The sequence below is a fragment of the Ammoniphilus sp. YIM 78166 genome (assembly GCF_004522215.1).
In the GTDB taxonomy this organism is placed as follows: Bacteria; Bacillota; Bacilli; order Aneurinibacillales; family RAOX-1; genus YIM-78166.
Genome location: NZ_SDLR01000005.1, coordinates 524,347 through 543,972, shown reverse-complemented (window position 1 = coordinate 543,972; position 19,626 = coordinate 524,347). Strand labels below are relative to the sequence as shown.

Here is a 19,626-nt window from a genome sequence, read left to right as displayed (position 1 = left end):
CTCATGGAACTATTAATGCGAAATATGTTTCAGGCGTTAGGAAAAAACCGTTCCGCCAACAAATGGGCGAAAAAATATGGGCTTAAATTTGGTGCAAGTCGCTTTGTAGCCGGCGAATCAATAGAAAAAGCGATCAACGCGGTGAGCCAATTGAATAAGCAAGGAAGAGTGGCAACCTTAGACCACCTTGGGGAATTTGTGTTTACGAAGGAGGAGGCGAATGAGTCGGCTTCCATGTGTATTCAAACGCTTGATGCGATTGCAAAAGCAGGAGTGAACTCCAACCTTTCCCTGAAAATGACTTCCCTTGGATTGGATATTAGCAAGGAGTTGTGTATGGCCAATATGCGACGAATCTTGGATCGTGCGAAAATGCACGGGAATTTTGTCCGCATCGACATGGAAGATTATGCTCACTGTCAGATTTCTTTGGATATCTACAGAGAACTTCGCCAAGAGTATGATAATGTTGGATTGGTTATCCAAGCCTACCTCTTCCGTACAGAACAAGATATGAAAGATTTAAACGAAATCAACGCCAATCTGCGTTTAGTAAAAGGAGCTTACAAAGAGTCTCCAGAGGTCGCTTACCCGGAGAAAGCAGATGTGGATGACAACTATAAAAAGATCATCAAGACTCATCTGTTAAACGGTAACTACTCCGCAATTGCCAGCCATGATGAAAGCATCATTAATTATACGAAGCAAATCGTTCGCGAGCATAACATCTCCAAGGAACAATTTGAGTTCCAGATGCTTTACGGAATTTGTGTGGATTTGCAAAAACGCCTGGTTGATGAAGGATATAAAGTGCGTGTCTATGTCCCTTATGGGATGGATTGGTTTGGTTACTTTATGCGCCGCCTAGCGGAAAGGCCAGCGAATGTTTGGTTCGTATTAAAGAATTTATTTAAATAAAATATTCAATTGAGAGAGGATAAACCGAAATGACAACATTAACTAAGATCACTCCATTTGTAAACGAAGCTTTTGTGGATTTTACTCAGGAAGCAAACAAGCAAGCTATGCTGGCGGCTCTTGATAAAGTAAAGAAAGAACTAGGCCAAGAGATCCCGTTACATATTGGTACAGAAAAGGTGATGACAGAAGACAAAATCGTCTCCATCAACCCTGGTCAAGTTGATATGATAATTGGCCGAGTGAGCAAGGCAACGCAAGAACTAGCTGAGCGTGCCATGCAGGTGGCGCTAGCTACTTTTGAAACGTGGAAAAAGGTTCCAGCTCGCGAACGTGCGGAGTACCTATTTAAGGCTGCTCAATTAATGAGAGAGCGTAAGCATGAGTTCTCTGCCACGATGGTCTATGAAGCAGGAAAGAACTGGGGCGAGGCAGATGCGGATACAGCTGAAGCCATTGATTTTATGGAGTTCTATGCTCGTGAAATGATCCGATTAAGCGAAGTGAATGAGCATCAGCCATTAGTGAAGATCCCTGGTGAAGACAATCAATTAAGCTACATTCCATTAGGAGTAGGGGTTGTGATCCCGCCTTGGAACTTCCCGCTTGCGATTACTGTAGGGATGGCAACAGCTGCGATTGTTTCCGGAAACACCGTGTTGCTTAAGCCAGCTTCCATTACTCCTGTAATTGCTTATAAGTTCGTAGCGCTAATGGAAGAAGTAGGATTACCTGGTGGGGTCCTTAACTTTATCCCCGGAAGTGGAGCGGAAGTAGGGGATTACCTCACGACACATCCGAAAACTCGCTTTATTAGCTTCACAGGTTCAAAAGAAGTAGGCTTACGCATCAATCGCTTAGCAGCACAAACAGCAGAGGGCCAGATCTGGATTAAGCGTGTCATTGCGGAAATGGGTGGAAAAGACGGAATCGTTGTGGATGAAACAGCGGATCTCGATGCTGCTGCAGCAGGAATTGTGGCGTCAGCCTTCGGTTTCCAAGGTCAGAAGTGCTCCGCCGGTTCTCGAGCGGTTATCGTGGAATCCGTTTACGATCAAGTGGTTGAAAAGGTAGCTGAGCTTACCAAACAGTTGCAGATCGGATTGCCTGAACAGAATTTTGCGGTAGGTCCAGTTGCAGAGAAGAACGCGTATGAGAAAATCCTAGAATACATTGAAATTGGAAAGTCAGAAGGACGTTTGATCGCTGGTGGAGGAAAAGCGGAAGGAAACGGATATTATATCCAGCCAACTGTTTTTGCCGATGTGGACGGGAAAGCTCGCATCATGCAGGAAGAAATTTTCGGACCCGTCTTAGCGATTGCTAAAGCAAAGGATTGGAAAGAAGCGATCGCGCTCTACAACGATACTGAGTTTGGTCTAACAGGGGCATTCTATTCGAACATAGAAGATCGTATTGAGTATGCTCTTGACACCATGCACTGTGGAAACCTTTATATTAATAGAAAATGTACGGGAGCATTAGTAGGCGTACATCCGTTTGGTGGATTCAATATGTCTGGTACCGATTCTAAAGCGGGTGGATATGATTATTTGCTATTATTTACCCAAGCCAAAATGACTTCTCGTAAAGTAAACTAGTATAATGACAGGATGACTCTCTTTTTTGAGAGGGTCATTCTTTGTTTCATATTTTTTGGAAGGAAAGAAAGCGCTTTACATCAGGAGGGAGATATGCAATGGATTATCAATTACTCATTTCGATTGTAATTTATATGTTGGGGATGTTATATATAGGATATTTCGCTTATAAGCGGACATCTAACTTATCTGATTATGTCTTAGGAGGAAGGACGCTGGGTCCTGCGGTTACTGCGCTAAGTGCAGGAGCCTCTGATATGAGTGGATGGCTCCTAATGGGATTGCCGGGAGCCATGTTCGCGCAAGGCTTGAGTGCATCCTGGATCGCAATTGGACTGGTGATCGGGGCATGGGCCAATTGGATCTATGTAGCCCCAAGATTAAGGGTGTATTCGGAAGTTACCAATTCGATTACGATCCCGTCATTTTTAGAAAATCGCTTTGGAGATGGGTCGAATATATTGAGACTTATTTCAGGGTTGGTTATCCTAGTATTCTTTACTTTCTATGTATCGGCTGGGATGGTATCCGGAGGCGTAATGTTCGAGAATACGTTTCAATTGGAATATCATACGGGTGTTTGGTTAATTACAGCGGTGGTTGTGGCTTATACCCTATTTGGAGGGTTTCTGGCCGTTAGCTGGACAGACTTTGTACAAGGACTTATTATGTTTATTGCCTTAATTCTCGTGCCTGCTGTAACGATCATGCATGTGGGTGGAATTGGACCTTCCTTTGAGACGATTCAAGCTGTGGATCCAGCTCTATTTGATATGTGGAAGGGAACAACGGCGATTGGAATTATCTCTTTGTTTGCTTGGGGACTTGGATACTTTGGGCAACCGCATATTATCGTCCGCTTTATGGCCATTTCTTCGGTAGGGGAGATTAAGAAAGCGAGACGTATCGGTATGGGGTGGATGATCTTCTCTATCATTGGCGCCATGTTTACAGGTCTAGTCGGAATTTCTTACTACAATCAGGGTGGATTGAGCTTATCCGATCCGGAAACCGTGTTTATTCAATTAAGTGAAATCTTATTCCATCCGATCATTACTGGATTTTTATTAGCTGCAATTCTCGCTGCAATTATGAGTACGATTTCTTCCCAACTGCTTGTTACTTCTAGTTCTTTAACAGAAGATCTGTACAAAACGTTCTTCCGTCGATCCGCATCCGATCGCGAGCTGGTGTTGATTGGTCGTCTATCGGTCTTATTGGTATCCCTGTTCGCCCTCTCATTGGCTTGGTCGAAAAACGGAACAATCCTATCGTTAGTAGGGTATGCATGGGCAGGCTTCGGTGCCTCTTTTGGACCGGTGATTCTACTCAGCTTATATTGGAAAAGGATGACAAGATGGGGGGCATTAGCTGGAATGTTGGCTGGGGCTGCTACGGTCATTATCTGGACTCAATTCCCTGCGCTAAAAGATATTTATGAAATGATCCCAGGCTTTGCCGCAAGCTTGATTGCTATCGTGATTGTAAGCTTGCTTACGCCTCAGCCGAAAGGATCCATACAAGAACAGTTTGAAAAATATAGCAAAGCGGCATAATAGCCCTAAAATAAAAAAGCGTGTGTTCTCCTTTCGGAAGAATACACGCTTTTTTACTGTTTAAGAAAGTTTAAGTTCACTAAAGCATTAAAGTGAACAATCTCTAAAGGCGGTCTGGCTACCCTGAAAATCGATAGAAGTTTTTTTATTATGATAAATTATAGTCCCTCATTTTGTTATATAGCGTTCCTCGAGAGATGCCTAGAAGCTTGGCAGCAGCACTTTTATTACCATAGGTTTTGCGTAAGGCTTCTTCAATAATGGAAGCTTCTTCTTCTGTTGACACCTTAGCCTTCAAAACAACTTCCTGAGGTTCAGGAGCAACGGCAGGGGCTTTGTCTGCGATGTTTCGCGGCAGTTGCTGTATTGTTACTCGGTCACTGTCGACTAATAAGATACAGCGCTCCATCACGTTGCGAAGCTGACTGATGTTGCCTGGCCACTCATAGTTCAGCAAAGCGGTCATGACTTCAGGTGGCAGGGTTGGCTGAGGTTTCTCGTATTTAATGGAGAACTCCTTTATAAATTGATGAACGAGCTCTGGGATATCTTCTTTTCGTTCACGTAGAGGAGGGATCTCTATGGTCATCATATTTAAATGGTAATAAAGATCATGATGGAATTCACCCTGTCCCACCTGCTTCTCAAGGGAAGGGGGAGCTGCAGCAATAATCCGCGTTTGCAGTGGTAAGGCTTCTGTACTACCAACCGGGTAGAAGGACTGTTCGACTAAACATTGAAAGAATTTGATCTGGACATCCATGGGCATGTGGTCAAGGTCTTCAATGAACAAGGTACCATTTGCGGCTTGCTCGAGTTTGCCTGCTTTACCAGAGGCTTCCCGACTAAAGGCCCCCCCCTGGTAGCCGAACAGCTCCGCTTCGAGGAGTCCAGAAGGAAGGGCTGAGCAATTTAACGTTAGAAAAGGACCATCATTTCGCATACTGTTGTAATGGATCGTTTGGGCAAGCATTTCTTTTCCCGTGCCGGGTTCGCCTAACAGCAACACAGGAATATCCTTGTTGGCTGTCATTTCGGCAATTTTTAATGCTTGTTGTATCTCGAATCCGACTCCGATATACGACGAAAAAGATTTATCTTGTTGGAGTTGATCCGGGAGGAAGGAATATAGCTCTTCGTTAAGTTTCACAATGCGCGTAATATCATGTTCCGTTGCAATACCACCGATAACGGAGTGTCCTTCAATAATGGGAGAAGCATTAATCAGCACATGGGTATCGGGAGTGGGCTGATGGTATGCTCCCCGGACGGGACGGCCTTCATCGAGGATTCGGTGCAATACAATCGATTCCATTTGAAAGTGTTCTCCGATTTTGCGGCCAATAATGGTGTCCCGCTTGATACCATACGTCTGCTCCGCGGCACTATTCCAGCTAATGACACGTCCCTCTTGGTCTACAGCCGTTACCGCATCATTAACGGTCTCGAGAAGGGTGTGAAAATAAGCCATTATTCGTTGATTTTCTAGTGCTAGGTGTTCAACCCAGGCTTCAGCTGTCACGACCCCGCAAATCTGATCTTGGTGGCTAATAATGGCAGGGCGCCGCCAATCAGCAAAGGCAAGTTTACTTTCCGTACACAAGGAAGAGGGTGGCCACTTGGTTTTCTCCAGCCATTCTTTTAAAGTGAGTTCCTCATGATCGAAGAGGAGCTCTTTCTCATTGGATTTGATAACATAGTGCTGTTGGTTGGTGATGATAACACATGATACCTGATCTAATTGTTTTTTTATTTCCGCTAAGGATGGAGTCGGAGGGAAGATCCGTATATCATCAATTATTTTCAGTTGTCCAAATTTGAACATCGTAAAAACCCTTTCCTGTATTCTCTTCCCTTACTGTATCATGTTTTGTAACGAATCGCTAATATGACGTTGTCTTGTACAGGTGTGTGCATAGTAATGTGACATTTTTTACATTCCCTCTCCCTTTTTCTTAGTAAGATATTCGTAGGAAGGTGGGAGACCATGAATATTCTATCTAGTGTAGTGGGCGGAATTGGCTTATTTTTGCTAGGGATGACGCTGATGACCGATGGATTAAAAGCCATGGCAGGAGAATCGCTAAAAAGATGGATGAGCCGATTGACGGGTGGGACGTTTTCCTCTATTGCTTCTGGGGCATTGATCACAGCCTTGGTTCAATCTTCAAGTGCCGCAACCTTAATGACGATCGGGTTTGTGAGTGCAGGAATACTTTCCCTGACACAAGCGATCGGACTCATCATTGGAGCAAACATTGGGAGCACGAGTACGGGGTGGATGGTATCCCTGCTCGGACTCAAGATAAATATTAGCATCTTGGCCATGCCTATGATTGGTCTTGGAGTCTTTATGAAGCTTTTTTCAGGAGGGAGGTATACGTCACAGGGCTTAACAGTGGCGGGATTTGGACTCATCTTTGTTGGGATTGACCTGATGCAAGCTGGAATGAAGGGACTGGCTGATGCCTTTGACTTAATCGGCCTGCAGGGAGATGCCTTAGGGATTCGCATCTTGCTTGTTTTTATTGGAATTGCCATGACGGTAGTCATGCAGTCATCGAGCGCAGCGGTGGCTGTTACGCTGACAGCGCTATATACACAAACGATAGATTTATCCCAAGCTGCTGCTCTCGTTATCGGTCAGAATGTTGGAACGACGGTAACCGCTGCTTTAGCGTCTTTAGGCGCTGCATTGACAGCCAAGCGTGCTGCATTGGCTCATATTTTGTTTAATTTGGTTACGGGTATAGTTGCCTTTCTCCTATTGCCATTATTCATCCTGAGTGTTCGAACGATGGCGTCCGCTTTTGGATTTTCAGATGAGGTGTCTTTAGCCGCTTTTCATACTTTATTCAATCTTGTTGGTTTAATCATATTTGCACCGATGTTAAAGGGATTTGCCAGGTTGATCATGCGCGTAATGCCAGATCGAGGGGATAATTATCTAAAGGATTTGGACCCGACAGTAGCCGCGGTAGTGCCGGTCGCACTTGAAGCGGCTAGGAGAACGGTTTTGCAATTGACTGCTGAGACTTACCGGGTCATTTACACAGAGATTCAAACCAGCAGTCATCGCCATGGTTTGAAAATCAGATTAGAGAAAGTGGAAGAAGCTATACGGAAAGTCCGTCAATTTCTAGCCACATTGCAAAATGATCCGAAGCAGCAGGAAACCTATGAATCGCATGTAGCTATTCTGCAAAGTTTAGATCACTTATCGAGGTTAATCCGTGTAACCAAAGAGGGCTTTTTGTTAGAGGGGTTGACAGAGAAGCCCAAGGTAGCCTGCTTAGTGACATCGGCTCATTCTGCGCTGTTAGAAGCAGAAAAAGAGCTTGCGTTCTCAAGAGTCGGTGGGCATGTAGGCAAGCTAGAACAGCTATCCACCTCTATTGCAGAGGTTCGCCGGACTCAAAGACGGGAAGCATTAAAAGAGATGGCACAAGGCAGGGAAGACGTAGAAGAGGGGTTAAGGTATATCGACTTCTTATTGTGGATTGATCGGTTAGTGTTTCACGCGTGGAGAACACTACATCATGTGTCTGTTGGGAAGGAAGCTCCCAAGTCCTCACACGAGGACTTGAGAAAGAGATAACTAAGCAGGTGGAAATAAGCTCTTGAGATCTTCCCTAAACTCAGGAGGTATTTTTACCTGAGGGCGTATAGCTTGAATCATGGCTTCCGCTTCGTCAATTGAATGTGCCTTTTTAAGGGCAAGCAATACACCCGCTGCCACGCTACCTGCGCGGCCTGCTCCGCCTTTTCAATGAAGGACGGCTTTTTCTCCTTTATGATAGGCATCAACAAGCTGATCAATGGCTTGTTTTAATTCGTGGGATTGGTGGGTTTTGCCGCTTTCAAGTGGGATATTTACCCAATTGCCGCTACCTGAACCTGCGCTCTGTTTAGCATCGGCTCTCACGTCCACAATGAGGGTTGCTTTTTCATTGGCTTGAACAAGAGGGACATCGGCCTCCCCGCAAATAAATAATCCTTCTAGAAATGATTGATATGATTGCAAAATTTGTCACTCCCATTCTTTTGAAGATCATCCTTATGATAGCGAGTTTAAGGGTGAAAAGCTAGGGTGTATAAATTCGACAGATAAGTAGGAAAATAATACTTGGATTTGTGATGTTGGTACGAAGGGTGCGAAATTGTAGATTTAAAGAAGCTATTGAAACCACCTACCAAGGTGGTTTTTTCGAGATCGCAAAAAATTAGTCGTTTTATGCGCAAAATTGATTTGCAGCGCAAAGGTTTTAAGCACCTAAATACAGTTAAAAGAACCGGAATGCAACTCTTTGTGGTTTGGTATGATTCTTGCTTTAAAATACAATGTATACGCTATCAAAGGAAATGTCATCGAGATGGAGAGGGTGGGTATAACTCATGGGAGCACCACAAGTAAGAGTAAAACAAGATCACAAAGAGCAGGCTTATGGCTTGCGAGATTATTTAAAGTTTATCATACCTTCGCTTATCGGAATCTTTCTCTTTATGATTCCTATTCCCTACCAAGACGGATGGACGATTCCGGTTGCGATCATGGCTAAGGAGCTAGAGGGAGCGCTGTCTGGTATTCTAACGGGACTGGTAACCTTAGTCATGGGTTTGGCTTTGGCTGGGACTATCTTAAGTAAGGGATTTAAATGGCGAGTCATTCAAAAATCGGGCTTTTTGTCTAAATTGTTTGATGTTGATGCCATATTTGTTGTATCACGTATTCTGGGCTTTGTCTTTGCTTTGTTAACGTATTTACAGTTCGGTCCAGAATGGATCTGGTCTGAAAATACAGGTGGCCTTCTCCTGACAAGCTTAATTCCAGTTTTGTTTACGGTGTTTTTATTTGCAGGCTTATTTTTGCCCCTATTATTAGATTTTGGTTTGCTCGAGCTTACTGGAGCCTTGTTTGCTAAAATTATGAGACCTATCTTCACTCTGCCTGGGCGTTCCTCCATTGACTGTTTAGCTTCCTGGCTGGGTGACGGAACAATCGGGGTTTTGCTAACCAACAAGCAGTATGAGGATGGATACTATACGAAGCGTGAGGCTGCTGTGATTGGGACCACGTTTTCAGTCGTTTCCATTACCTTTTCCATCGTTGTCTTAGCCCAGCTTGGACTTAGTCATATGTTTTTTCAATATTATTTAACGATCCTGGCAGCGGGATTAGTACTGGCTATCGTCATGCCTCGGATTCCGCCACTCTCACGGAAATCGGACAGCTATTATCAAGGGAAAGAAAAGCAAGAGGAGTCCATTCCTCCTAATGTTACCCCATTCCGTTGGGGAGTACGTCAAGCTGTTACTCAAGCAAGTCGTAACGAAGGAGCAGGCGGATATTTTCGGAATGGTTTTCAAAACGTTGTTGATATGTGGCTTGGTGTTCTCCCTATTGTAATGGCGATTGGAACCCTCTCGCTGTTGATTGCCGAGTACACGTCCTTCTTTACCTGGTTAGGAACGCCCTTTATTCCTCTTCTTACTTTATTGCAGGTACCCGAAGCAGCAGCTGCAGCACCCTCCGTCGTTGTAGGTTTTGCCGATATGTTCTTGCCGGCAATTCTAGGAAGTAGCATTGAGAGTGAATTGACGCGATTTGTTATCGCTTGTCTTTCGGTTACTCAATTAATTTATATGTCAGAGGTTGGAGGGTTATTGCTTGGATCTAAGCTTCCCATTAGCTTTAAAGATTTAGTGCTGATTTTCCTGCTTCGTACCTTTATTTCACTTCCTATTATTGTATTTATGGCGCACTTGTTTTTCTAAATGAAAAAGCCCTGCTTTTAGCAGGGCAGGCATTTACCTCTAAGCCCATATGCTTGTCATTTGGGCTTCTTATATTTCTTCACAAGCTCAGGTAAGTGTTTCACGCTTCGAATCGTCGGTCCATTACACAAAGGACAGGCAGGTGAGGGAGAAGCAGCCAGCTCTTCCCGCACGAATGCCTTACATTCGCTGTTTCTGCATCGCCAAATGGGTACTGGCACCAGGTTTTGCTTAGGTTCCTGCGTAAGCAATTCAAACACCCCCCGCTTTAATCTGCCCGGGAAAATCCCTCTTCATGCCAAGAGAGACAATTAGGATTCCGCTCTTGTATAACCCCGATGACAGACCATTCTTTTCCCTTATAAGCGTTGTAGCCTTTGGTACGGCAAAAGGCGAAAATCTTTTCCCTGCCAGCCTGTCTTTCAATGGTATAGCCAAACTTCTCGCCTATGAGAAGTTTTTTTACTGCTCGTAGCGAGCTTAAGTCTGTTTCCAGTATGCCTTTTTTGGTTCTAGAACCCTAATCCTTTTATATTGTGGAATCATATCATAATTCGCTAGACCATTGCGAGGTTTGTGAGAAAGTCTAACAACTTATAGTCTGTACAAAGGGAAGATAGCTAGGCTAAAATGAGTCTTGAAAAATTTATGCGGCAAGGAGACAAAGTATATCAAAATGAAATTCGTTTCTTGGAATGTAAATGGACTGCGGGCATGTGTGGCGAAAGGCTTTTTGGATTATTTTAAGGATGTAGATGCAGATATCTTCTGCCTGCAAGAAACCAAATTGCAAGAGGGACAGATCTCTCTCGATCTTGAGGACTACTTTCAGTTTTGGAACTATGCGGTTAAAAAAGGATATTCCGGCACAGCGATTTTTACGAAGAAAGAGCCAATCTCGGTTCGGTATGGGATAGGCTCTGAGGAATATGATGCTGAGGGAAGGGCTATTACTTTAGAGTTTGAGGATTTTTACATGGTAAATGTGTATACTCCAAATGCCCAAAGAGACCTAGCCAGGCTCCCTTATCGCTTGAGATGGGAAGATCTATTTCGTAACTATTTGCTTGAACTGGACGCGAAAAAGCCTGTAATCCTTTGCGGGGATCTTAATGTGGCCCATCAGGAGATCGACTTGAAAAACCCAAAAACCAATAGAGGAAATTCAGGTTTTACGGAAGAAGAGAGGGGGAAAATGACCCACCTGCTGGAGTCCGGATTTACAGACACTTTCCGTTATCTGTATCCAGACCGTGCAGAAGTTTATTCCTGGTGGTCCTACATGGCCAAAGTTAGAGAGCGGAATATAGGCTGGCGCATCGATTATTTTATTCTATCTGACCGCTGGAAAGAAAAGGTGAGGGATTCCCACATACACTCGCAGGTGATGGGGAGTGATCATTGTCCTATTATGCTTGAATTGGAGTTGGAGTGTGGCAGCGGCCGAGAGGAGTCTGTTTGATACACTGAAATTGCTCATATCTTAATGTCAATTGTTTGCCCAACTATAGAATTAGCAACTTTGAGCTGAAATAGTGAAGAAGCAGCTTGATTGGAAGTCTTGGGGATATGTCGTGGTGGTTTTGAATTGGATTGGCGTGGTTTAGATAATGAATCCCAGAGATGGGGTATACGATTTACTGGTGGTACCATAGTGATCCCCTTCCTTGTTTGTTGTTAGGATAAGATTCGATGGCTCGGATGGGGGAATGTCCGTCTACTGCCAGTTTGTCCATAAAATGGTATGATAGAACTATGTGGGACTTTAGAATCGGGTGCAGCCATGCAAGACATATTAAGGTTAATCCCTATCGAAGAATGGTTTGGGACGGTGTCTGTACCGAAGCTTAAAAAGGAGGATCCAATGCCAAAAAAGAAAGTGGAAGTAGATGTCCGGCTTGAAGAGGACAGAACTTGGGATGTTGAGGTTTATTCCTCAGATAAAAATGAGTGGGTACTCGATGAAGATTTGTCGGATGCCCACTTCCCGACGAAGGAAGCAGCGTATCGTTACATAGACGACTTAAAGAAAAATCCTACGATAGAAGTAGGCAAAATATCAGAGACAAAATAAAAAAATAAAAAACTCATGAGATTGGCTCATGAGTTTTCACATCTATATCGGGTATTAATTTTCTTGGCAGCAGGAACACTTACCATAAAGAGTAGCTACCTTTTCATCCTGCATAAAGTCAATGGTTGTTTCGCATTCTTGGCAGATTAAAATTGTCATGGTTTGAGCTCCTTTTTTAAATTAGTATCGTTTATTTACCGTTTAGTATGTCATATTTGTATTATAAAGGGGATCTATTAAGCTGCACAGACTGCATTTTATGTCTTGGTTGGTCAATTTTCGTCCACTCTGAAAGTCTTGTATCTGGATGGAGGAAGATATGGTAAAATCAAGAAAATGCTTAGGTGTGGAGGCGATGGAATTGATCCCTAAAAAAGAGTTAATTGCCCATTTCGAAGGAGTTCGGAAACGCACCTTGAATTACGCGAGAGAAATACCGGAAGAGCTAATAGACTGGCGGCCGGGGGAAGATAAGTTTTCGATCGGCGATATCATTCGTCACCTAGGCTCTGCAGAGCTTATGTTTTTACATGCTATCACCGAGAAGGAGTGGAAGTATCCTGGACATGGTCTAGATAAGGGACGAACAAAGCAAGAGGTCCTACACTATCTTCAGGCCTGTCATAGCGCGGTTATGAGCGGACTCCATGCATTGGAAGAAGAACATTTAACAGCCAAGGTAAAGAATGGCTTAGGCTACGAAATTAGTGCTTGGCGTTTAATTATGGCAATGGCAGAGCATGAAATTCACCATCGAGGGCAGCTTTCCGCGTACATGCAAGCCAATCAGGTAAATCCTCCGCAGATCTTTGGGTTAAGGATTGAGCAGATTCCTCAATAAAACAAATAGCCCCCGTCTATTCAATAGGCGGGGTTGTTTTGTTTGTTCTTAAGTATAGAAAATAGAGTAATGGTACTTACATGTGCACAAATAGCAATGACCGAAAGGACCTTTTGGTCATGATTCATCAAGAGAAACCCCAGTCCAATCACTAGAAAATCTAGAATAAAAATAATGAGGCCGAGATTGACATTGAGAGAATGGGAGATGAACAAGGCAAAAAGATCAAGGCTATCTGTGCTGATATTAAATAGAAACATCAGTCCGACTCCGCATCCTAAGAGCAATCCACCTAAAATGGCCGACAACAAAGGAGAAGGATCGAAGGGGAAAGGAACATCATGGAGAACATTGACCATCAGCGAAGTCATGGAAATGCCTAGAACTCCCTTATAAACAAAGGACTGTTTATAAAACCAAACGATAATAAAGATAGGAACACTAAAGACTAAGAGTGCACTCCCTATTTTGACATCCCAGATATAGTTAAGAATTAAGGCAAGCCCAATCATCCCGCCATCTACAAGTTGGCTGGGGACAATGAAGAAGTTCAGTCCGATACTAATCAGGGTACTTCCACACAATAATAGAAGGAGAATTTTGATTAGGTGCATAGTTATCCTCGATTGATTTGATGTTTATATTTATGTGGTACAAGGCCAAATTAGACATGAGAGAAATTTGCAGGATCAGTATTGACGGAAACTAATCCCATTAGTTATAATAAAACTAATAGGATTAGTTTTTGTGGGGAGCGTGTTAAATTTATGAAAGTAACAAAAAACGGAATGGTTTATCAGCTCGCTTTTCTGCCGCGTTTTTTCCCAGTGAATTGTTATTTGGTAGAAGAGGAGCATACTCTTACGCTTGTGGATGCAGCTCTACCTTATAGTTCAAAGGCCATCCTCGCCACAGCTGCTGCCATCGGAAAGCCCATTACTGAAATTCTTTTGACACATGGGCACCAAGATCATGTGGGTGCTCTTGATGAATTAAAGAGATCTTTGCCTGAAGTTGTGGTTCGTATTTCCGCTAGAGATGCACGATTGTTGGCTGGTGATCGGAGCTTGCTTCCCGATGAAGGGGAAGCGCCTATTCGCGGTGGGGTTCCGAAACGAGTTCAAACCCGCCCCGATTGTTTGTTACAGGAAGGCGAAGGAATCGGATCCTTGCAAGTGATCGCGTCGCCTGGTCATACACCTGGGTCTATGGCTTTTTTGGATTTGCGCAGTCGAGCACTTCTAGCAGGAGATGCATTTCAAACAAGAGGAGGTACAGCAGTTTCGGGGACGTTCAAGCTATGGTTTCCGTTTCCAGCAATGGCGACATGGGATAAGGAAAAGGCAATGGAAAGTGCGGAAAAATTGCTTGCGCTTGAACCTTCTTTACTTGCAGTCGGTCACGGAGCGATGCTCAATCAGCCTCAATCGGTGATGCAACATGTTATTGAAGAAGGAAGGAGAGGGGCTTAAGATGTCACCAAGAATGGGTCTGGACTTAACAGGATTACTGCAAACTGCTGCCGAATTGGTGGATGAGCAAGGGATAGATTCGCTTTCGCTAGGCGAGCTGGCAAAAAAGCTGAACATCCGAACGCCTTCTTTATACAACCACATTGACGGTTTGCCTGACTTGAGGCAAAAGCTAGCGCTGCATGGGCTTCATAAACTTTACGATCGGATGTCGGAAGCAGTACGCGATGTGACAGGGGACGAGGCTGTTCGTTCGCTGAGCTATGCTTATGTGAATTTTGCCAGACAGCATCCTGGGTTGTATGATGCCACCTTTCGTGCTCCCCGCTCTGCTGATCCTGAACTTCAGGCTGCCCAGCGACGTGTGGTTGAGATAGTAGTCGATGTGCTGGCAGCCTATGGATTGAAGGATGAGCTCGCACTTCATATGGTGCGTGGTCTGCGGAGTCTGCTGCACGGATTTGCGGCCATTGAGCAAGCGGGAGGCTTTGGATTACCTTTAGACTTGGATATCAGCTTTCGTCTATTGGTCGACACTTTTCTTGCAGGAGTCCATGCAAAATGATGATCCTTCAAATGAGCAATATTGCCCTGCGATTTGCGATAGAGTTAGTTGCATTAGGGATTTATGGCTACTGGGCGGCCCAGATCGGAAGTACGTGGTTTAGTAAGTTTCTATGGGGCTTAAATGTGCCCCTTGGGATTGCCTTACTTTGGGGAGTATTTGGCTCGCCCAAAGCGATGGTCCTTTTATCAGGAGGGTTGCACATGGTATTGGAACTTATGGTGTTTGGACTCCCGGCACTTCTCCTGTGGACGGTTGCTAAGCCGAACTGGGCGATTGGGTACGGTGTCGTCGTTATGCTCAATAAGGTGTTGATGACGATTTGGCAGCAATGAACTCGGCTCATTACCTGAAATAAAACATGCCCCAGTGACCAATGTCTTGAAATCCTAGTCGCTTATAGATGGCCCCTGCTAAGGGGTTATCGTAGAATAAACATAGGGTTTTCCCCTCGGAAAGCAAGTCATGGCATAGCTTATTCAAGCACAAGCTAGCGAGACCTCTATTTCTTGCTTGAGTAAGAGTACAAACACCAACGATCATGGCTGAAAAAGAATTTTCTGCAGTTGTTGAGGCACTAGAGAGCACTTGTCCCTCCTCTTCATAGAAGTACGTTCGCCCCGTTCCGGAGCCGATGGTTTGGCGGAAGCTCGCGCGGGCGGTCTGGCTCAGGTTGAACTCCTCTATGCTTTCCTGGAGTTGGAAGACTCGATCACAGTTTTCTATAGTAGCTTGTTGAATTGGTGCGGACTCTGAAACGCTCTGTAAGCTTTGTGGTTCGGTTAACTCCGCGAAAAAAAGCTGCTTTCTGTTGGAGAAGGACAGTGATGAAGAAAATTGGTTGAGTACTTCTAGCTTTCCGGAGAGCATTTCTGCTTCCTCATTTCCTAAAATGATCTGGCTAAAGGCTTCGACATCGAAGTTTCCTTTCGTGTAAGGAAGATAGCTATTATAGTAGCGAAGGAGAACGGCCTGCAGCTCCCCTTGTTCATTAAATTGACCCCACAGTTCTTGAAACTCCTGCTCAAACCCAAAGTTTTCGATATCCCCGATGATAAAAAGATTAAAAGAAGCTTCTTCTCCTAGGTAGGAAAGCAGGGGCTCCCTGTCCTGCTCGAATAGTTTTCTAATCATGTGACAAAATCCTCCAAAAAATGAATTTGTCTATTAGACGCGACTATAGTCTAAAAGGTTTCTATTGCTAGGAATGTGCATTTCACTATAATTAAAGTTATATTAATACGAAGGCGGAGTATCATGAATTTTCAGGATTACTTTGTAAACCTCGCTGTTTTTTCTCTGTTGGTCAGTACACCTTTAGTCATTCGATCTTTTGTAGCCCCTAAATCTATTGATCTGAAACCCAACCATATCGTTTGGATTTCATTGTATACAGGGTTTATTGCCTTTATTCTGATGCATTTTTCTATCCAGTCCGAGGGATTCGTTTATGATATTCGCAGCATGCAGAAGAACTTTTAAGAAGAACAGAAAAATTTTCGGTAGTGGGGGAGTTGGCAGCGGGCATTGCCCATGAAATTCGGAATCCTTTGACTACGCTTAAAGGCTTTATTCAATTGCTCAAACAAGAACACCCTAGCATGTCCCACTCCAAACTTTTATTGGAGGAGCTTGAACGTATTGAAGGAATCACTAATCAGCTGCTATCTCTGGCCAAGCCACAAGCAATTCAACTGATGCGGACTGACCTTGTCATGCTACTGCAAAACACGATTGAGATCTTGACTCCACAGGCCCATTTGAATAATGTTCTCGTAAAGATAAACTTAGGAGAAATGGATGAGTCTCTGTATATCTTATGTGAAGCGAATCAGCTGAAGCAAGCCTTTATCAATCTGCTAAAGAATGCGATCGAGTCCATGCCAAACGGGGGATTAGTACAACTTACTCTTAATAAGGAAAGCAATACGCATGTACGGCTTACGATGCAAGATCAAGGCTGTGGTATTCCTCAAGAGCTCTTGCCTCGCTTAGGCGAACCGTTTTATACCCTAAAGGAAAAAGGGACAGGCTTGGGATTAATGATTTGCTATAAGATTATTAAAGAACACCAGGGCACCATTCTTTTAGAAAGTAAAGTCGGAGAAGGAACGAAGGTTCGAATTGAGCTTCCATTACTAGTGTAAGAGGCTGTTTCCCAAAGGTCAATTACGATCGACTCTTCGGGAACAGCCTTTTTATTATTACTTCTTGCTCTTGAACTCCTTAATGACCTCGTTTAAGCGATCAGGGTAGTTGGTGAACATTCCGTTCACGCCCCATTCCAATAGTCGTCTCATGTCTTCTTTTTCGTTCACCGTATAAGGGTGGATCATAAGCCCCATGTCCCGGACTTGCTTAACATAATTTGCGTCGATCTGTTTAAAATTGGGACCGACTCCAATGGCATATTGCTGCACTTCCGCTAACTGTCCGGGTTGTACAACTCCTAGTTGAACGAGTGGGAGGGTTGGGTTTAAGGCGTGAAGCTTTTTCAGGCTTGCAGGGCTGAAGGACTGTAATAGAACATGTCCAGCACGGGCATTTGGCCCAATGAGTTTGTAATGAGACAAGACTTGAACCAGCTTTTCTTCCATACCCTCCACTGTGGTGTTTCCAGCATTCTGGGCTTTCGTTTCGATATAGTAGTGTGTGTTCAGTCCAAACTCCTCAATTATTTCCTCCAAGGTTTGTACCTGTAAACCGACATAGGAAGGGTTGGCATATTCAGGGTATGTGTTGTTAAACCATGTTCCCACATCCAATTGCTTAAGCTCCTCTAACGTCATATCCTTGACTAGCTTGTCGACGCTACCCGTACGTTTAACATTCGTATCATGGAAGGAGACAAGATGTCCGTCTTTCGTCATCTGCAGATCCAACTCAATATAATCGGCCTTCATTTCCTTACCCAACTGGTATGATAGGAGGGTATGCTCCGGGGCATATCCCGAAGCTCCGCGATGGGCAACATTAACGATTTTTTGTTCAGATACGGGGAGATGGGATTGATTTTTGGCTTGTGCAGGTGGAACTGCAGTTAACATGAAGGCTCCAAGCGTTAATGAGGCAAGAGAAAGCGTAATGCCTTTGAATAAAGGTTTCATTTTACCACTCCTATTTGATAGACTTATATTTTCATAACCAAATATAAAATAGTAGTTTTAAGCTGAAGTACAGATTGTGTAAAAAATGGATAAATACTCTAATTGATACTTAGGGCCTATTGAAAAATGATTTATTGAAAAAAGAATTCATAGTAAGTCTTTTGGATTAGAATATTCGTTGCGTAAGGGGAAGTAGGGCCTGACTCGAGAGAGTTGTGAAGATCTCGATAGACCTATTTTTATGGATTAATGAAAAATTAATAATTGGTCTTCTAGAAGCGAACGTAGTATCATGATATCGATAGCTTTTGACCGTGAAAGGATGAAATGGAATGGTTGATACAGAACAACTTTCCCTTTTTGGAGGAGAGGACGAACCGATAGAGGAGAAAAAAACAGAAGCTAAAGTGGCTCCCATTGTGGAGAGGAAATCTACTGGCTGGCATGCTGTAGATATTCTGCTGGAGAACGGTCTGCAGAGTGCAAGAGAGATATCAGAACAGCTCTTAAGGGATGCTGGATCATCGGAGGATCGATATGTGACGGGGAAACCCAGGGTATTTGTAAAGGTATGCCGATATCTAGATAGCAGGGAAGACCTAACGGTGTTGGAAGCGAAAGAGGACAAGAGTGACCGTGTGTATAAGGCGAAGTTTGTTTAGCGCCAGTTTGGGGAAAATAAATTCTATATTTACATTTTCAGGAGGCAATATCTATGGAAACAGGCTTACCTTATCGAATTCTTCTTTATTATAAATTTGTACCGATTGAGAATCCGGAGGAGTTTGCAGCGGAGCACTTAAAGTTCTGCAATGAATTGGGGTTAAAAGGTCGGATCTTGGTGGCGAGTGAAGGGATTAATGGGACGGTATCCGGGACGATTGAACAAACGCAGAAATATATGGACCATATGCATGCGGATCCTCGTTTTGCTGATCTGTGGTTTAAAATTGATGAGGCAGAGGAGCCTGCCTTTCATAAGATGTTTGTTCGTCATAAGGAGGAGCTCGTCACGTTTCGCGTGGAGGATGCTCCCAAGCCTTTTGAAAAAACAGGAAAGTATCTTAGTCCCAAGGAATTTCATGAAGCCCTCCAAAATGAAGATGTGATTGTGATTGACGGGCGTAATGATTATGAATATGACATTGGCCATTTTCGAGGAGCGATTCGTCCAGACGTGAAGTCGTTCCGGGAGTTTCCAGAATGGATCCGTGAAAACCTAAGTCAATATAAGGATAAACCGATTATTACCTATTGCACGGGCGGCGTTCGTTGCGAGAAGCTGACGGGATGGATGATGGAAGAAGGTTTTGAGAATGTGGCTCAGCTGCATGGCGGAGTCGTTACTTATGGAAAAGATGCTGAGGTTCAGGGACGCTTATGGGATGGAAAGCTGTATGTATTTGATGAGCGAATTTCAGTCCCGGTGAATCGCACAGAAGAAGACAAGGTGATTGGAAAATGTCATTACTGTGGCGATCCCGAGGATCGGTATATCAATTGTGCTTATCCGAAGTGTAACCGCAAAACGATTGCCCACACGCACTGTGAAGAAGAACATCGCGGCTATTGCTCCGAGGAGTGCGAAAAGCATCATGCGGCACAGCAAGATATGGAAGAGGTAGTGGGTTAAGATGACCAACCCTTTGTTCGACAGGAACAGAGGGTTTTTTTTATGCAAAATAGAGGAAGGTATATCCATATCTCCTAGCGAATA

The 19,626-nt window shown here is 43.9% G+C and carries 23 protein-coding genes; 15 read left to right on the top strand and 8 right to left on the bottom strand.

Annotated features, from left to right (window positions below; genetic code table 11):
• Positions 1–3: 3 nt before the first annotated feature.
• The 3 genes from EIZ58_RS23875 (at position 4) to putP (ending at position 4,075) form a co-directional block, all read left to right on the top strand.
• Positions 4–918, top strand: a complete 915-nt coding sequence (locus tag EIZ58_RS23875; protein ID WP_134703449.1) for a proline dehydrogenase family protein — start codon at positions 4–6, stop codon at positions 916–918.
• A gap of 29 nt (positions 919–947) precedes the next feature.
• The gene (pruA, locus tag EIZ58_RS23870) at positions 948–2,519 is read left to right on the top strand and encodes an L-glutamate gamma-semialdehyde dehydrogenase (RefSeq protein ID WP_134703448.1); all 1,572 of its coding nucleotides are present in this window, start codon (positions 948–950) and stop codon (positions 2,517–2,519) included.
• 98 nt (positions 2,520–2,617) lie between these two features.
• A complete protein-coding gene (gene putP / locus EIZ58_RS23865; protein ID WP_134703447.1) occupies positions 2,618–4,075 on the top strand; it encodes a sodium/proline symporter PutP in 1,458 nt (485 codons plus the stop codon).
• 148 nt (positions 4,076–4,223) lie between these two features.
• Here the strand turns inward: putP and EIZ58_RS23860 are convergent, their stop codons facing one another.
• Positions 4,224–5,900: a sigma-54 interaction domain-containing protein gene (locus EIZ58_RS23860; protein ID WP_134703446.1), complete on the bottom strand. Its 1,677-nt coding sequence runs from the start codon at positions 5,898–5,900 to the stop codon at positions 4,224–4,226.
• A gap of 162 nt (positions 5,901–6,062) precedes the next feature.
• On the opposite strand from EIZ58_RS23860, the gene EIZ58_RS23855 reads away from it, so the two are divergent.
• Positions 6,063–7,673 (top strand): Na/Pi cotransporter family protein, encoded by a 1,611-nt coding sequence (locus EIZ58_RS23855; protein ID WP_134703445.1) that lies wholly within the window; start codon positions 6,063–6,065, stop codon positions 7,671–7,673.
• On the opposite strand, the gene EIZ58_RS33790 is transcribed toward EIZ58_RS23855, so the two are convergent.
• Positions 7,674–7,814 (bottom strand): protein-tyrosine phosphatase family protein, encoded by a 141-nt coding sequence (locus tag EIZ58_RS33790; RefSeq protein ID WP_167577920.1) that lies wholly within the window; start codon positions 7,812–7,814, stop codon positions 7,674–7,676.
• A gap of 27 nt (positions 7,815–7,841) precedes the next feature.
• Positions 7,842–8,099 (bottom strand): hypothetical protein, encoded by a 258-nt coding sequence (locus EIZ58_RS23850; RefSeq protein ID WP_134703444.1) that lies wholly within the window; start codon positions 8,097–8,099, stop codon positions 7,842–7,844.
• Between the two features lie 371 nt (positions 8,100–8,470).
• On the opposite strand from EIZ58_RS23850, the gene EIZ58_RS23845 reads away from it, so the two are divergent.
• The gene (locus tag EIZ58_RS23845) at positions 8,471–9,850 is read left to right on the top strand and encodes a YjiH family protein (RefSeq protein WP_134703443.1); all 1,380 of its coding nucleotides are present in this window, start codon (positions 8,471–8,473) and stop codon (positions 9,848–9,850) included.
• 56 nt (positions 9,851–9,906) lie between these two features.
• On the opposite strand, the gene EIZ58_RS23840 is transcribed toward EIZ58_RS23845, so the two are convergent.
• A complete protein-coding gene (locus EIZ58_RS23840) occupies positions 9,907–10,101 on the bottom strand; it encodes a cold-inducible protein YdjO-related protein (RefSeq protein ID WP_370297790.1) in 195 nt (64 codons plus the stop codon).
• A 425-nt stretch (positions 10,102–10,526) separates the two neighbouring features.
• On the opposite strand from EIZ58_RS23840, the gene EIZ58_RS23835 reads away from it, so the two are divergent.
• Entirely contained in the window at positions 10,527–11,312 is a 786-nt protein-coding gene (locus tag EIZ58_RS23835) for an exodeoxyribonuclease III (protein WP_134703441.1), read from the top strand.
• Between the two features lie 282 nt (positions 11,313–11,594).
• Positions 11,595–11,924 carry a hypothetical protein gene (locus EIZ58_RS33785; protein ID WP_167577919.1) on the top strand — a complete coding sequence of 110 codons (330 nt, stop codon included), beginning with the start codon at positions 11,595–11,597 and terminating at the stop codon, positions 11,922–11,924.
• Between the two features lie 54 nt (positions 11,925–11,978).
• Here EIZ58_RS33785 and EIZ58_RS23825 read toward each other — a convergent pair whose 3' ends face one another.
• Positions 11,979–12,083, bottom strand: a complete 105-nt coding sequence (locus EIZ58_RS23825; protein ID WP_134703439.1) for a GapA-binding peptide SR1P — start codon at positions 12,081–12,083, stop codon at positions 11,979–11,981.
• 160 nt (positions 12,084–12,243) lie between these two features.
• Between EIZ58_RS23825 and EIZ58_RS23820 the strand changes: the two genes are divergently transcribed.
• A complete protein-coding gene (locus tag EIZ58_RS23820) occupies positions 12,244–12,765 on the top strand; it encodes a DinB family protein (RefSeq protein WP_240689357.1) in 522 nt (173 codons plus the stop codon).
• A gap of 20 nt (positions 12,766–12,785) precedes the next feature.
• On the opposite strand, the gene EIZ58_RS23815 is transcribed toward EIZ58_RS23820, so the two are convergent.
• On the bottom strand, positions 12,786–13,349 hold the full coding sequence (locus EIZ58_RS23815; protein ID WP_167577918.1) for a YitT family protein: 564 nt from the start codon (positions 13,347–13,349) through the stop codon (positions 12,786–12,788).
• Positions 13,350–13,532: 183 nt separating this feature from the next.
• Between EIZ58_RS23815 and EIZ58_RS23810 the strand changes: the two genes are divergently transcribed.
• Genes EIZ58_RS23810 through EIZ58_RS23800 form a run of 3 tightly spaced genes read left to right on the top strand, consistent with a single transcriptional unit; the run spans position 13,533 to position 15,137 of the window.
• Positions 13,533–14,237: an MBL fold metallo-hydrolase gene (locus tag EIZ58_RS23810; protein ID WP_134703437.1), complete on the top strand. Its 705-nt coding sequence runs from the start codon at positions 13,533–13,535 to the stop codon at positions 14,235–14,237.
• Between the two features lies 1 nt (position 14,238).
• Entirely contained in the window at positions 14,239–14,802 is a 564-nt protein-coding gene (locus EIZ58_RS23805) for a TetR/AcrR family transcriptional regulator (RefSeq protein ID WP_134703436.1), read from the top strand.
• Positions 14,799–15,137, top strand: coding sequence for a YrdB family protein (locus tag EIZ58_RS23800; RefSeq protein WP_134703435.1), 339 nt, complete (start codon positions 14,799–14,801; stop codon positions 15,135–15,137). Before EIZ58_RS23805 ends, EIZ58_RS23800 begins: the two co-directional genes overlap by 4 nt.
• Before the next feature lie 10 nt (positions 15,138–15,147).
• On the opposite strand, the gene EIZ58_RS23795 is transcribed toward EIZ58_RS23800, so the two are convergent.
• On the bottom strand, positions 15,148–15,936 hold the full coding sequence (locus tag EIZ58_RS23795) for a GNAT family N-acetyltransferase (RefSeq protein ID WP_134703434.1): 789 nt from the start codon (positions 15,934–15,936) through the stop codon (positions 15,148–15,150).
• Between the two features lie 123 nt (positions 15,937–16,059).
• Between EIZ58_RS23795 and EIZ58_RS23790 the strand changes: the two genes are divergently transcribed.
• Positions 16,060–16,284, top strand: a complete 225-nt coding sequence (locus tag EIZ58_RS23790; protein ID WP_134703433.1) for a hypothetical protein — start codon at positions 16,060–16,062, stop codon at positions 16,282–16,284.
• A 23-nt stretch (positions 16,285–16,307) separates the two neighbouring features.
• Positions 16,308–16,949 carry an ATP-binding protein gene (locus tag EIZ58_RS23785; protein WP_134703432.1) on the top strand — a complete coding sequence of 214 codons (642 nt, stop codon included), beginning with the start codon at positions 16,308–16,310 and terminating at the stop codon, positions 16,947–16,949.
• A gap of 57 nt (positions 16,950–17,006) precedes the next feature.
• On the opposite strand, the gene EIZ58_RS23780 is transcribed toward EIZ58_RS23785, so the two are convergent.
• Positions 17,007–17,909 (bottom strand): glycerophosphodiester phosphodiesterase, encoded by a 903-nt coding sequence (locus EIZ58_RS23780; RefSeq protein ID WP_134703431.1) that lies wholly within the window; start codon positions 17,907–17,909, stop codon positions 17,007–17,009.
• A 332-nt stretch (positions 17,910–18,241) separates the two neighbouring features.
• On the opposite strand from EIZ58_RS23780, the gene EIZ58_RS23775 reads away from it, so the two are divergent.
• The gene (locus EIZ58_RS23775) at positions 18,242–18,571 is read left to right on the top strand and encodes a DUF3895 domain-containing protein (protein WP_134703430.1); all 330 of its coding nucleotides are present in this window, start codon (positions 18,242–18,244) and stop codon (positions 18,569–18,571) included.
• Between the two features lie 53 nt (positions 18,572–18,624).
• Entirely contained in the window at positions 18,625–19,542 is a 918-nt protein-coding gene (gene trhO, locus EIZ58_RS23770; RefSeq protein ID WP_134703429.1) for an oxygen-dependent tRNA uridine(34) hydroxylase TrhO, read from the top strand.
• Positions 19,543–19,626: the final 84 nt, after the last annotated feature.